Below are 13,753 nucleotides of genomic sequence, written 5' to 3'. Positions count from 1 at the left end.
CGTATGACAGACACAGATCACGCACACTTAAACTGGGACGAGCACGGCCAACCGCTGTCCTGCCAGTTCGATGATGTGTACTTTTCTAGAGCCTCTGGTCTTGCCGAATCGCAACATGTCTTTTTGCAACACAACCAGCTGCCTGGTCGTTTTGCAGCTCTAGGCAATGGCGATACCTTTGTCATTGGTGAAACGGGCTTTGGCACTGGCTTAAACTTTCTCTGTGCTTGGCAATGTTTTTTAGCTCATGCGCCAGCTGGTGCGCGCTTGCAGTTTATCAGCGTCGAGAAATACCCTTTAAGCCGTGCTGACTTAGACCAAGCTCTGGCTCTATGGCCAGAACTTGGCGTGCTACGTGCACAATTAATGCAACAGTACCTCGCCATTCACTCAGGTTTTCAACATTTCCCGTTGGCCAATGGGCGTATTAGCCTGACGCTATTGATTGGCGATGCGCTAACGATGCTCGAACAACTCGATGGCAAGGTTGACGCATGGTTTCTCGACGGTTTTGCCCCTGCAAAAAACCCTGAAATGTGGAATGAGCACGTCTTTGCACAGTTGGCGCGGCTCGCCAGCACCAACACCACCCTGGCGACCTTTACCAGTGCAGGCTTTGTTCGGCGTGGCTTACTAGCCGCAGGTTTCGCGGTACAACGTGTGCAGGGTTTTGGCCATAAACGCGAAATGCTCGCCGGTCCCTTTCAGCCAGTCGATGAGCCCGCTCATTGCCACACCACGACCACACCTTGGTTTGCTCGTCCGCAGCAGCACAGATTAGCCGACGAACAACGGCATGCCATTATTATTGGTGCAGGGATCGCCGGTTGTGCCTGCGCAGCCAGTCTTGCCGCCCGTGGTTGGCGCGTCACCTTAATCGAACAACACGAGAAAATCGCGCAAGAAGCGTCAGGCAACGCCCAAGGTATTTTGTATTTAAAGCTGTCCGCGCATGAAACTGCTTTATCACGCTTTATTCTCTCAGGCTTCGGCTATATACGGCGTTTATTAGAGGCCCTTAGTGCAGCGCAAGCAGATAATCAATCCTCCGCAATATTGAGCAAAAACGACTGGGATATCTGCGGCATTTTACAGTTGGCGTTTAACGATAAAGAGCAAAAACGCCTCGACGCCTTAGCGGCACACTTTGCGCCATCACTATTGCGCCCCGTTGATGCGCAACAAGCCAGTCAACTGGCCGGCGTCATCTTGGAAAATGGCGGTTTATTCTATCCTGAAGCCGGCTGGATACATCCGCCAGCGCTATGCCAAGCACTGAGTCAGCACCCATTAATCACCATCCAAAATACCCAGCAGGCCATTACTCTGACTCAAGTAGACCAGCAGTGGCAGGTGCATACCGAGAGCGGATTGCTTGCCAGCGCGCCAGTCGTGGTACTGTGCAACGCCGCCAATGTTGTCCAATTTAGCCAGACACAACACTTACCGCTGAGTCGCGTACGCGGACAAACCACGCAGTTACCAGCGACAACCGCCAGCCAATCGATTAACTGCGTGGTCTGTGCCAACGGCTACATCTCTCCAGCACGAGACAATACTCACACTATCGGTGCCAGCTTTAACTTTGCCCATGACAGCCAAGAAGCCACATTAGCCGAGCACCGTAGCAACTTGGCGTTGCTGCATGAACTTGCGCCCTCTTTTCAACTGCACTGCGCAACCGACACCATCGATGTTGCAACTCTGCAAGGCCATGCTGCTTTTCGTTGCACCAGCATTGATTATTTGCCGATGGTTGGTCCCGTCGCGGAGCATCAATCGTTTATCCAAACCTATGCTGATTTGCGCAAAGATGCACGCCTGCCACTGACGCAACCTTGTCCATGGCATCAAGGCTTATATGTCAACACCGCCCACGGCTCACGCGGATTACTGAGTGCGCCGCTGGCGGCTGAACTACTGGCGGCATGGATTTGCACAGAACCCTTACCCTTACCATTGGAGTTGGCGCAGCAATGCCATCCGAACCGTTTTGCGTTACGCGCCTTAATCCGTAACCAAGCGCAATAAGACAAGAACAGTTATAGCGGCGCCCACAGAATCATCGAATTCTGCTAGAATCACCGCTTCTATTGTTTACTTCTGCGTGATTGACGCTTAGAGGATTGCATGACCGTTTCTATTAAGACTCCTGACGACATCGCGAAAATGCGCATCGCAGGCCGCTTGGCTGCGCAAGTGCTCGAGATGATTGAGGAGCACGTTAAAGTTGGCGTGACCACAGACGAGCTCAACACCATCTGCCACGACCACATTGTTAATGTGCAGAAAGCCATCCCAGCGCCGCTTAATTACAACGGCTTCCCGAAATCGATTTGCACCTCGATTAACCATGTGGTGTGCCACGGCATTCCCAATGACAAGCCTTTGAAAGATGGCGATATCATTAATATTGATATTACTGTGATTAAAGACGGCTACTTTGGCGATACCAGCAAAATGTTTTTAGTGGGTAACACCCCAGAATGGGCGAACCGCCTGTGCCAAGTAACGCAAGAATGTCTGTACAAAGGCATTGAAATTGTCCGTCCTGGCACACGTCTCGGTGACATTGGTGCGGTGATCCAGCAGCACGCAGAAAGCAACGGCTACTCTGTGGTGCGTGAATATTGCGGCCACGGCATTGGCACAGTGTTCCATGAAGAGCCACAGATTTTGCACTACGGCAAAGCAGGTACTGGCCTTGAACTCAAAGAAGGCATGACCTTTACCATTGAGCCGATGATCAACTTGGGTAAAAAAGAGACGCGCCTACTTGGTGACGGCTGGACTGCCATCACTAAAGACCGCAAGTTAACCGCGCAGTGGGAACACACCTTGGTGGTAACGGCGGATGGTTATGAGATTTTCACCTTGCGTAACGATGAAACCTTCCCGGCCAAATCGTCTTAATCTGCTAAGCGTTATAAGGTGCTTGCCAGCCAAGCACCTTAAGCATGAAAAAATGACGACAATGTATTGCAACACAGTCGACGTTGAAAAAACGCACGGCTCTATAAAGATGTAAATCAATCGCTACTCTGCGAGGTGCTGAACATGTTGCCGATGGATCTTGAACTGTTTAATCCAGAAGAGTTTCAGCACAAGCTGACTGAGCAACCGCAGCATCTTCCCGTATTCCGTAGTGCCATCGAGCATGCTCGCATGGTTCTCGATCAACGTTTTCTAGATCAAAATGACATTCATGATCTGGTGCATGCGCGAGCGTGGTTTATTGACCAACTCCTGCAGCACGCTTGGTCCTTACAGTCTTGTCCGCAGGGTGGCTGCAAACTCGCTTTAGTGGCTGTGGGCGGTTATGGTCGCGCTGAATTACATCCACACTCCGACATTGACTTGCTGATTCTGCTAGAAAACGAAGAGCACCAATACCTGCATGAACAGATCTCTAGCTTTTTGACCTTACTCTGGGATATCGGTCTAGAAGTCGGCCACAGTGTGCGCACCGTGCAGCAATGCGCAGACGAAGCACGTAATGATTTAACCATAATGACGAACCTGCTCGAAAGCCGTCTAGTTTTGGGTGAAGCGCCATTACTGGAAGCCATGCGCGAGCAGATTGGTCCACAATACATGTGGTCCAGCGAGCAGTTTTTTATCGGAAAAATTGCCGAACAGCGCGAACGTCACAACAAATACAACGATACCGAATACAACCTAGAACCCAACGTTAAAGGCTCTCCAGGCGGCTTACGTGATCTACAAACCATTATGTGGGTCGCCCGTCGCCGCTTTGGTATGCGTACTTTAAGCAGCTTAGAGGCACCAGGCTTTTTAACTGAAGGCGAATACCGCTTGCTCGCCAATGCTCGTGCCTTTTTATGGCAGGTGCGCTACGCCTTACACATGCTCGCGGGTCGCAATGAAGACCGCTTGTTACTGGATTATCAACGCAAAATTGCTGATTTATTTGGCTATGAAGACGATGATAACAAGCAAGCCATTGAACACTTTATGCAAAAGTACTACCGCGTGATCATGGGCATCACGCAGCTGTCAGACTTGATTAACCAGTATTTTGAAGAAACCATTTTGCGCAGCGACAGCGTTGAGTTACCGGTACCTCTGAATGAGCGTTTTCGTATCCGTGGTGGCTATATTGAAACCTGTAATCCTTATGTTTTCAGTGATACGCCTTCGGCCATCTTAGAAATTTTCGTATTGCTTGCGCAGCATCCAGAAATCAAAGGTGTACGCTCGAAAACCATTCGCCTACTTCGCGATCATCGTCATTTAATTGATGATGAGTTTCGCCATGATGAGCGCAACACCCGTTTGTTTTTAGAGTTATTCCAAAGCCAAGAAGGCGTGCACATGAACCTACGGCGGATGAACCGCTACGGGATTCTAGGCCGTTATTTACCCGAGTTTGGTCGCATCGTTGGGCAAATGCAGCATGACTTATTTCATATCTATACGGTCGATGCGCACACTCTGAACCTGATTAAACACCTGCGCAAATTGCGCCATCCCGACTTTGCTGAAAAATACTCATTGGCCAGCGCCGTGATTGGTCGCCTGCCGAAACCTGAGCTGATTTATTTGGCCGGTTTATTCCATGACATTGGTAAAGGCCGTGGCGGTAATCACTCGCTACTCGGCGCAGATATTGCCGAAGAGTTTTGCAAACTGCACAAACTACCCTCTTGGGACACCCGCCTAATCACTTGGCTGGTGCGTAGTCACTTGGTCATGTCAGTGACTGCGCAGCGTAAAGACATCTCTGATCCCGAAGAAATTTACAGCTTTGCCATGCTGGTCGGCGACCAAACCCGCTTGGACTACCTATACGTACTGACTGTGGCAGACATCAATGCCACCAACCCCACGTTATGGAACTCTTGGCGTGCGCAATTATTGCGTCAGCTCTACAGTGAAACCCGCCGCGCGCTGCGCCGAGGCCTAGAAAACCCACTCGAGCGCGACGAACAGATTGCCACCCGTCAAGCCACTGCATTAAGTCTGTTGACTGAACTCGGTGCTGATGCTGAGGCTGTTGAGCAACTCTGGGCACAACTGGGCGATGACTATTTTTTACGTCACACTGCCGGCGATATTGTTTGGCACAGTGAAGCGATTTTGCAACACGGCAGCAGCCTTGAACCTTTGGTGTTAGTCCGAGAAACCACACAGCGCGAATACGATGGCGGCACCCAGATTTTTGTCTATGGCGCACAACGCCATGACTTTTTTGCAGTCACCGTGGCAACCCTTGATCAACTCGACCTCAGCACTTTAGATGCTCGCATCATGACGTCTAAAGGGCACTTCAGCATCGAAACCTATATCGTTTTAGATGCCGCAGGCGATCGAATTGGCGACGACTATCAGCGTATTCAAGAAATCCGTGCAGGTTTAACCGCGGCATTACGCAACCCTGATAACTATCCGGCAATCATTCAGCGCCGCGTACCGCGCCAGCTCAAGCACTTCTCCTTTACGCCGCAAATCACCATTCATAATGATGCGCAGCGCCCTTATACCGTGGTTGAAGTGGTTGCCCCTGACCGACCGGGTTTATTGGCGCGCATTGGCGGGATTTTTCTTGAGTTTAACCTCGCAGTGGTTAATGCCAAGATCATTACTTTAGGTGAGCGCATCGAAGACGTGTTTTTTATCACTGACGTCAACGGCCAACCTTTATCTGACCCAGAACTGTGCCATGCCTTGCAGGAAAGCATGATTGCTCAACTGTCGACTGGCGCCAATGGTACAGTCACCCATTTATCCAATACTTATTAAATAAGGAACACCATGGACAATCCACTTAACGTCATGACGACACTGATCACCATCGGCATGTTTTGTTTAGCCTTTGGCTACAACTGGCGCGCACGTTCTTGGGGCATCGCGCTCTTGATGTTTGGCATGGTGTGCATGTTTGGTTCGATTGTTTATCGCGTCAGTTTAGCAATAAATTAAAGACTGCCAGGAGGCCTGTATGAGTGCTTTAACCCTATATGGCATCAAAGCCTGCGACACCATGAAGAAAGCCCGCACTTGGCTGGACGAGCAAGGCAAAGCCTATAACTTTCATGACTACAAAAGCGCAGGTATTGATCAAGCACATTTAGAACAGTGGTGTAACGAGCACGGCTGGGAAAAAATTCTTAATCGTGCAGGAACAACTTTCCGTAAACTCGATGACGCCAGCAAAGCCGATCTTGATCAAACTAAAGCCATTGCCTTGATGCTGGCACAACCATCCATGATCAAGCGTCCGGTACTGGATTTAGGTCAGCGTACAGTTATAGGCTTTAAGCCTGAGTTGTATCAAAACGCTTTTACTGAGTAAGCGCTATACTCATAACACGCTCTAAGTCAGTCTCTCGCAAAAGGAATTTTCATGTCACATTCTCTGTTTAGCATTGCCTTTGGCGTCGGCACCCGTAACCGTACCGATCAATGGTTAGAAGTATTTTTCCCTAAGCCATTACTGCAACCCAGCAGCGTTTTTACCGAACGCGTTAAAGCAATTTTGGGTTACCAAGGTGGCAACCAGATTATTGATTTTAATTTCGCTACTGCCTCTGATTTAGCCAGCGCATTAAAGTATATCGCGCCAGAACAAAGCGCGTTATTAGTGCGACTCGCTGAAAGTCACAAACCTACTGTGGCCTGCATTCTCGAGCACGACGTACAACCTGCATCAGTGCCTGAGGCTTATCTTAAATTGCAGCTGATTTCGCACCGCTTATGTAAGCCACACGAAATCAATCTGACCGATTTATTTAACGTGCTGCCGAATGTGGCGTGGACTAACCGCGGCGCGATTGATATCAATGAAGTGGCCGAACTGCAACTGGAAGAACGCATTAAAGGCCGTATGCTCGATGTCTTTTCAGTCGACAAACTACCTAAATTAACCGACTACGTAGTGCCCAAAGGCATTCATATTGCCGATGCTGCACGCGTACGCTTAGGCGCTTATGTCGGTGAAGGTACGGTGGTGCTACACGAAGGCTCAATCAACTTTAATGCCGGCACTCAAGGCGCTAGCACCATTGATGGTTGTATTGCTTCTGGTGTCCTGATTGGCGCTGATTCAACACTGCAAGGCGGCTGTTCAATGTCCAGCTCCACTAATCAGCCGCTGCTTAGCTTAGGCAATCACTGTGTGATTAACAGTCATGCGGGTGTGGGTATCTCTCTTGGTAACCGCAATACAGTAGAAACTGGTTTATGGCTGACCGCCGACACGCAAGTGACAGTACTGGACAGTGCCAAACAGGTATTAAAAACCGTATTGGCCAGTGAACTGGCGCTGCAAGATGATCTATCCTTCTACCGCAATCCTGAAACAGGTGCAGTGGAATGTTCCGTCGATAAAGCGCAGTAACGGCAAAAAAGATGAGCAGCTCAATACATTTTGCTGCTCATCTTTGCTTTAGCAACAAAAGCACTCGTATTAATTCTATTGCTCTCCTGTAGTGGATATTTTCGCAATGTTTCTGCCCTCCCCTTGGCGTCAATTTTTCCCCGGTATTCTGGCATTCGCAGAGCAGCAGCAAGTTTGGCTGGATAGCGCGGCCACTGCGCAAAAGCCGCAAAGCATGCTTGACGCCCTTGCTCAGCACTATCAACAAGGTGTGGCCAATGTGCATCGAGCACAACATCAGCCTGGGGAACGTGCCACACGCGCCTTTGAGAACGCACGCAGCAGCATTGCCAAATGGCTACAAGCAGACGCGCAAGACACGCTGATTTTCACCAAGGGCACCACGGAAGGCATCAACCTGCTCAGCCAAGCTTTGGCTCATCACTTACAAGCCGGCGATGAAATTCTGATCAGCGCTTACGAGCATCACGCCAACCTCCTTCCTTGGCAACAATTGGCTCTAGCGCGCGGTTTGATCTTGAAAGTTTTGCCGATGGATACCGACGGCCATTTAGATATTGATCAAGCCATTGCACAGCTATCAACACGCAGCCGGATTGTTGCGATCAGCGCGCTCTCCAACGTTGTCGGTCATAAACAATCCTTATCAGCACTGCTCAGCGCAGCGCGCAAGATCGGCGCTTGGACAGTGATTGATGGCGCACAAGCCGCAGTGCATGAGCGCCCTAATTTGCAGCAACTGGATTGTGATTTTTTTGTCTGCTCGGCACATAAAGTGTACGGCCCTGATGGTGTTGGTCTGCTGTTTGCCCGCGAGCGTGCAGTGCCAGCATTACGTCATTGGCAATTCGGCGGCGAAATGGTGCGCCATTGTGATTACCAACACGCGGAGTTTTTACCCGCACCTTTGGGTTTTGAGCCCGGCACGCCCAGTACGGCCAACATTATCGCCTTTGCTGCCACCTTGGAGTGGCTACAAAGCTTAGACAGCCAAGCAATCGCTACACATGAGGCGGCTTTGCATGCTGCCCTATTACAGGGTTTACAGGCGCGTGGCATGCAGATTATTGGCTCACCTAACTGTGCTTTGGTCAGCTTTAATGCGCCGCAGGTGCATCATGCTGATTTGGCCTTATTGCTTGGTGAACAAGGTATCGCGGTACGCGCCGGACATCACTGCGCTATGCCACTGCTGCACAGCTTAGGTTTAGCCGGCGCGCTGCGGGTTTCGCTCGCGATGTATAACAATGGGGATGATCTGCAGCGATTTTTTGCCGCCTTAGATCAAGCCTTAGAGATTTTGCAGTGAATCAACTTAGTACAACAGCGCAGCAAGCTATCGATGAATTCCAAGCCTGTGAGCAATGGGAGCAACGCGCTCGATTGTTGTTACAACGCGGTGCGCAACTGCAAGAACTGCCGCAAACACTGCGTACAGAAGACAACTTGGTGCATGGCTGCGAGACTCGGGTTTGGTTACTGCTGGATCGAGAAGCTGTGCCGCCACGTTTTCAAGCGGCCAGTGAAGCGCGCTTACTGCGCGGTTTATTAGCGCTGTTATTGCTGCGTATTGAAGGTTTGGATGCAGAGCAAATAACAGCGATTGACGTGACTGACTGGTTCGCTCAGCTCGGTTTAAGTCGCCAGCTCTCGCCATCGCGCAGCAATGGCTTAAATGCCGTACTGATAAGAATGCGTGAGTTACTCGATAACCTTTGATATCACTGAGCCTGCCGTACTTCGAGAAAACCGTTAAGCCGCCGACGAACCTATCTAAGGTTCAACTCCGGCGCTTCGTCAGCCATGGCTTCGCTCACCATAGCCACCTCGAAGCACTAATTAATCATTTTTAGTGTTTACAACTTTTCATCTAGGCGCGCGGGCGGCTCGCCCGCAAGAAGCGTGCAGCACTCAATCAATACTCAGCACATCCGCCTGAATACCTAAACCGCGAAGCGCAACCACAACTTCAGCTAAAGGCAAGCCGACAACGGCACTGTAACTGCCTGAAATCGAGCTCACAAAGATCCCGCCTTTACTCTGAATACCGTAACCGCCCGCTTTGTCCAACTGCTCACCGGTCTGCCAGTACCATTCAATTTCTTTACTGGTAAGAGGACGAAAGAAAACGGTGGTATTGACTCGCTGCACACGAATTTGTTTATGGGTTTTAATCGCAAAGGCCGTCATTACTACATGCGAACGACCTGATAATGAGCGCAGCATTTCATGTGCGTGTGCTTTGTTTTGTGGCTTGCCGAGAATATCATCCTCTAAGACCACAATAGTGTCAGCCGCCAGTACCACGGCATTTTCGTCACTTTCAACAGTTAGAAAACCTGCTTCAGCTTTCTCTTTGGCAAGGCGTTCAACATAAGCTGTTGGCAGCTCACTGGGACGCTGTGATTCATCAATTGCCACGTCTAACACAGTAAATTCAATTCCTGCCTGTGCTAACAACTCTCGCCGTCTAGGCGAGGTGGAAGCTAAAAACAACGTCATACTTTTTTAAAACCTTTATGGTGAAAATAACTAATTGATGAAACAACGTAACAAAAAACACCACGAGCAATTTTACTTAAAACCACTTGTGTTTGTTTCTTAAACCGATCAATGCCGCATAAAGCAAGATTTCGGCAGCAAGCTCCAGCTGTTTTTCATCCATGTGTCACTGACTAGCAATGAATGAAAAACAGATCATTTGGATAAGAGTATGGGTGAATTGCAGTGAACACCCTTATAGATAAAGCTAAATTAACTTAATAACTCTTGTGGAATGTTGCCGCCATTCTCAGCAATGCGCGCTAGCACAGTTTTGTGTAGCCACATGTTCATTTGCGCAGAATCGCCCATCAATTCACTTGGGCAAGCAAGTTCTGCTGCAAGCTCTTTACGTGCTGCAAGACTGCTATCGATATCAAGCAATTTGAGCAAATCAACAATAGATACTCGCCAGTTGAGTTTCTGTGGGTTTGCAGCAGCACGTTCTTCAAGTTGGGCAACCACATCGACCACAGCAATTGAAGCCGCTGTTGGCTCTACTGATGACGCAACCGCGACGTCTGCTTGAGGCGCATCGACTTGTGCTGCTTCAGCACTGCCAATACCTAGTTTTGAAAGAATATTGCTAAAAAATCCCATAAGTCTCTCCTTAACGATATTTTTAAGGCTTCTATAAAACCACTTACGTAGGTTTCTGCTCGTTGCGAGGCTAACTTAGCCGTTTACGTATTTTAATGCAAAATGAAAGTCTTTGTTTGTTCTATTGTGTTTATTTGAACTAGCACACCTATACTGCTTGATTATTTAACAGGTAAATACAGATGAGTCGTGTGGTTATTCTGGTTGATGTGCAAAATATTTATTACACCACCCGCCAAGCTTACGCTGCCAGCTTTGATTACAATCGTTTATGGCGCGAGGTCAGCGCTGGCCATGAAGTGGTTAAAGCAATCGCTTACGCAACAGAGCGTGGCGATGAAAAACAGCGACAATTTCAAAATATTTTGCGCGCCATTGGCTTTGAGGTAAAACTTAAACCTTACGTGCAGCGCGCCGACGGCAGCAGCAAAGGTGACTGGGATGTCGGCATTACCTTGGATGCGATGGAATACGCCGCACAAACAGATCGCTTAGTTTTGGTTTCCGGTGATGGGGATTTTGATCTTTTGGTGCAGCGCGTGCGTGATCTGCACAACGTCACTGTTGATGTATTTGGCGTGCCTGAGTTGACTGCTTTTTCATTAATTCGTGCCGCCTCAAGTTTTACCGCTATTGAAGGCGATTGGTTACTGAAAAAACGTTAAGTAAGCAAAGTCTGGCACAGTATCGGCAACATAGTTTTTGAGGTGGCTCATCGATTGGAAATCATCGTAGTCCTCACCTTGCACTAGATAATTTACTTAGCATTTAACTGTATATTTCCACTTTTAATGGCGATGATTATTTGCTCAACGCTTTGATCATCAGGTCTATGACTTTTATAGCTTTCAAAGTTTTCTAAAGCCAATTCAGTATTATTTTGCATCAAGTGCGCCATACCCAACGCATAGTACGCATCGCTGTAGCCAGCCTTTGCTGAGCGCTCTAAATAGGGTAAGGCTTTGTCGCTTTGATTACTGCCGCCGAGAAAAGCACCGTATGCAAAATTAGCTGTTGGGTTATCAGGCTGCTGTTTTAGCAGGTTTTGAAAATCCCGATCAGCTTTTTGTGCAGCTCCAGACACATCTAAATTGTGACCGATACTGTTTAACAAACTGGTTCGTTTTAACAACTCAGGGGACGCTTGCGGCGTATCAACCAAAGCATCCAACATTCCAGAGAGCGTTTTCACATCACGTGTTGCACGCTGCTTGTCACTTTCGCTAGTGAATTTTGGCGGATAATTTTTTGCATGCAAAGATAAGTCATAAATAATTTGATCTAGATATTTTAAATCCAAACTGTGTTTTTTCCCTGCACTGGTTTCAGTGACCACGAGTATTTTTATAGGCTCATAGACGCCATAGCCTTGGGCAAAAGAAGATCCGGAAAACAACAAAAGCAGACTGAGAATAACGATGCTTGGTTTCATCTTGAATACCTAAAGTTTGAGTTATAACGCGCCACACAGTGGCATTGGCGCATAGGGTTTACCCAGCAGAGAATCATTGCGAACCAGCCATACGCACCCGTAAAAAACGCGGACTGGCCAATAAGAAAAGCCAAACAGTCAGTACAAATGGAGATGTTAGAGCGGGCATACCTAAGGGCTCCAGCGCCGCAGATAGCGCAGCAAACACCACGGCGGTCACCACCACAGCAAGTAACCCATAGACGATAGAGTTGGCATTGACCTCGAAGAATCCACGACTAAATACAATTGCTGTTAGCACACAGTTAAAACCAAAAGCACCTGAGCTAATCGCAGGTTCCGCAGCTCCCATCGCCCATGCAACCAATGCGCCGATCAGAGAGCCTAGTAACGCTGCAGCAAAGACAGCTCGCGAACTGATCAGCAAGCCAACAGCAAAGATAAGGCCAGTGACAACGCTGCCCTGAAAAAACACCTGAGCAATGCCGCTAAACAAACCTTCAGTGAGAGTCGATGCCGTGACAATCCCTTCAACCGTTGCTGCCTTAGGCAGTCCTGCTGTGGGCAGGATGCCGGTTGACTGCAGTCGACCAAAACGTGCGCAGGCTAAGATAAACAATACTGTGGTAAAAACAAAAGGAGCGGTCAGTGCTGGAATGCCCCACTTGTCTAAAAAGGTCATCAGCGCCGACATCATCACCGTTGTGCACGCTGCAGCCAGCACAACATAGCCAAACACCAATGCACTTGGCTCAAGAAAATACAGCAATGCTATGGCAACCAGCGCACCGTTGAAGCCGAATAATCCAGCGCGAACATCCGTCCGCTCCACGCCCAACAGCATCGCCGTTGCAGTACTGGCAGCGGTGCCAAGCAGAACGGCCAAGCCTGAGAGCGTTGAGCTGTAGAAAACCCCCAATAAGAAAAGCAAACCCGTGTAGCTATTGTTCTGCAGCATCACTTGGCCGATGCCGCGCAGCACTGAATCAACGAAGCTTAGCCAGGACGGCGTCGCCAACTCGCCTGAGCTATCGAGCCCTGTAGCAGTCATTTTGGCCAAGAGCCCAGAGAACGCAGGGGAAATATCTGTAAATTTCATAAGCATGCTCCAAGCATGGTATTTGGCTAACGTCTAAAAGGGACTGTCTGTTGGAAATACCACTGCCTGATCACCTTCCTGCCACGCTTGGAATTTGACCATGACTTGCTGGAACGCTGGATGCTGCAACCAATTCCTCAGCCACTGCTGTAGATGCGGATAAGGCAGACTGTAAAAAACGTCCTGATCAACATGGGCGAACTGGCGCACAAAAGGCATGATGCCAATATCCGCGCTGCTGATATTATCCCCCAGCAGATACTTATGCTTAGCCAGTAAGTTTTCTAACACCTGCAAAAACACCTCGCCCCGCTCTCGGTACTCAATCTGAGAAAGTTCCGGATGACGATCAGCGTATTTATAGCGATCAAGCCAGCGTTTAAACTCGTTATCGTTCTGCTCGATTAAAGCATTAGCACTGACAGGATCTGCGTCCAACAAACCTTGCGGATCATGCTGCTCCAGCACCCACTGCAGTATTTCTCGGCTTTCCTCGATCACGCATTTCTGAGAGCCATCGGTCTCAACTAACTCAAGCACAGGAACCGTACCTTTAGGGCTGATCACCAGCATCTGCGCCGGCTTATTTTTCAGCACAATCTCACGCAACTCCACCTGCAGTTCAGCAAACACAATACCGAGCCGAGCACGCATCGCATAAGGGCAACGGCGAAAGGAATACAAACGGTGCAGTGCGACGGTCATACGGTGCTTCCTGGCT

The 13,753-nt window shown here is 49.1% G+C and carries 14 protein-coding genes; 9 read left to right on the top strand and 5 right to left on the bottom strand.

From position 1 onward, the window contains the following. Positions 1–3 precede the first annotated feature (3 nt). From mnmC to H591_RS0108400, 8 genes are all read left to right on the top strand, one after another. A complete protein-coding gene (gene mnmC, locus H591_RS0108435; protein ID WP_028244292.1) occupies positions 4–2,031 on the top strand; it encodes a bifunctional tRNA (5-methylaminomethyl-2-thiouridine)(34)-methyltransferase MnmD/FAD-dependent 5-carboxymethylaminomethyl-2-thiouridine(34) oxidoreductase MnmC in 2,028 nt (675 codons plus the stop codon). A gap of 99 nt (positions 2,032–2,130) precedes the next feature. Beyond that, positions 2,131–2,913, top strand: coding sequence for a type I methionyl aminopeptidase (map, locus tag H591_RS0108430; RefSeq protein ID WP_022966515.1), 783 nt, complete (start codon positions 2,131–2,133; stop codon positions 2,911–2,913). Between the two features lie 144 nt (positions 2,914–3,057). Beyond that, the gene (locus tag H591_RS0108425; RefSeq protein ID WP_022966514.1) at positions 3,058–5,763 is read left to right on the top strand and encodes a [protein-PII] uridylyltransferase; all 2,706 of its coding nucleotides are present in this window, start codon (positions 3,058–3,060) and stop codon (positions 5,761–5,763) included. Positions 5,764–5,775: 12 nt separating this feature from the next. Then, positions 5,776–5,943, top strand: a complete 168-nt coding sequence (locus tag H591_RS15995) for a hypothetical protein (protein ID WP_022966513.1) — start codon at positions 5,776–5,778, stop codon at positions 5,941–5,943. A 19-nt stretch (positions 5,944–5,962) separates the two neighbouring features. Continuing rightward, positions 5,963–6,316, top strand: coding sequence for an ArsC family reductase (locus tag H591_RS0108415; protein ID WP_022966512.1), 354 nt, complete (start codon positions 5,963–5,965; stop codon positions 6,314–6,316). Between the two features lie 51 nt (positions 6,317–6,367). After that, positions 6,368–7,360 carry a 2,3,4,5-tetrahydropyridine-2,6-carboxylate N-succinyltransferase gene (locus H591_RS0108410; RefSeq protein ID WP_022966511.1) on the top strand — a complete coding sequence of 331 codons (993 nt, stop codon included), beginning with the start codon at positions 6,368–6,370 and terminating at the stop codon, positions 7,358–7,360. A 106-nt stretch (positions 7,361–7,466) separates the two neighbouring features. Then, a complete protein-coding gene (locus tag H591_RS0108405) occupies positions 7,467–8,669 on the top strand; it encodes an aminotransferase class V-fold PLP-dependent enzyme (protein WP_022966510.1) in 1,203 nt (400 codons plus the stop codon). Then, complete coding sequence (locus H591_RS0108400) at positions 8,666–9,079, top strand: SufE family protein (protein ID WP_022966509.1); 414 nt, start codon at positions 8,666–8,668, stop codon at positions 9,077–9,079. Before H591_RS0108405 ends, H591_RS0108400 begins: the two co-directional genes overlap by 4 nt. A gap of 192 nt (positions 9,080–9,271) precedes the next feature. Here the strand turns inward: H591_RS0108400 and H591_RS0108395 are convergent, their stop codons facing one another. Together H591_RS0108395 and H591_RS0108385 are read right to left on the bottom strand one after the other, a co-directional pair. After that, entirely contained in the window at positions 9,272–9,862 is a 591-nt protein-coding gene (locus tag H591_RS0108395; protein WP_022966508.1) for a Maf family protein, read from the bottom strand. A gap of 252 nt (positions 9,863–10,114) precedes the next feature. Continuing rightward, positions 10,115–10,501 (bottom strand): DUF3597 domain-containing protein, encoded by a 387-nt coding sequence (locus tag H591_RS0108385; protein WP_022966507.1) that lies wholly within the window; start codon positions 10,499–10,501, stop codon positions 10,115–10,117. A gap of 182 nt (positions 10,502–10,683) precedes the next feature. On the opposite strand from H591_RS0108385, the gene H591_RS0108380 reads away from it, so the two are divergent. Then, positions 10,684–11,166 (top strand): LabA-like NYN domain-containing protein, encoded by a 483-nt coding sequence (locus tag H591_RS0108380; RefSeq protein ID WP_022966506.1) that lies wholly within the window; start codon positions 10,684–10,686, stop codon positions 11,164–11,166. Between the two features lie 92 nt (positions 11,167–11,258). Here H591_RS0108380 and H591_RS0108375 read toward each other — a convergent pair whose 3' ends face one another. The 3 genes from H591_RS0108375 to H591_RS0108365 form a co-directional block, all read right to left on the bottom strand. Further along, positions 11,259–11,933: a tetratricopeptide repeat protein gene (locus H591_RS0108375; protein WP_022966505.1), complete on the bottom strand. Its 675-nt coding sequence runs from the start codon at positions 11,931–11,933 to the stop codon at positions 11,259–11,261. Positions 11,934–12,006: 73 nt separating this feature from the next. After that, the gene (locus H591_RS0108370) at positions 12,007–13,032 is read right to left on the bottom strand and encodes an urea transporter (RefSeq protein ID WP_022966504.1); all 1,026 of its coding nucleotides are present in this window, start codon (positions 13,030–13,032) and stop codon (positions 12,007–12,009) included. Between the two features lie 33 nt (positions 13,033–13,065). Beyond that, the gene (locus H591_RS0108365; protein ID WP_022966503.1) at positions 13,066–13,737 is read right to left on the bottom strand and encodes a glutathione S-transferase; all 672 of its coding nucleotides are present in this window, start codon (positions 13,735–13,737) and stop codon (positions 13,066–13,068) included. Between the last annotated feature and the right edge of the window lie 16 nt (positions 13,738–13,753).

The organism is Denitrificimonas caeni DSM 24390, from assembly GCF_000421765.1.
Lineage (GTDB): Bacteria > Pseudomonadota > Gammaproteobacteria > Pseudomonadales > Pseudomonadaceae > Denitrificimonas > Denitrificimonas caeni.
This window is presented reverse-complemented; position numbering and strand designations above follow the sequence as displayed.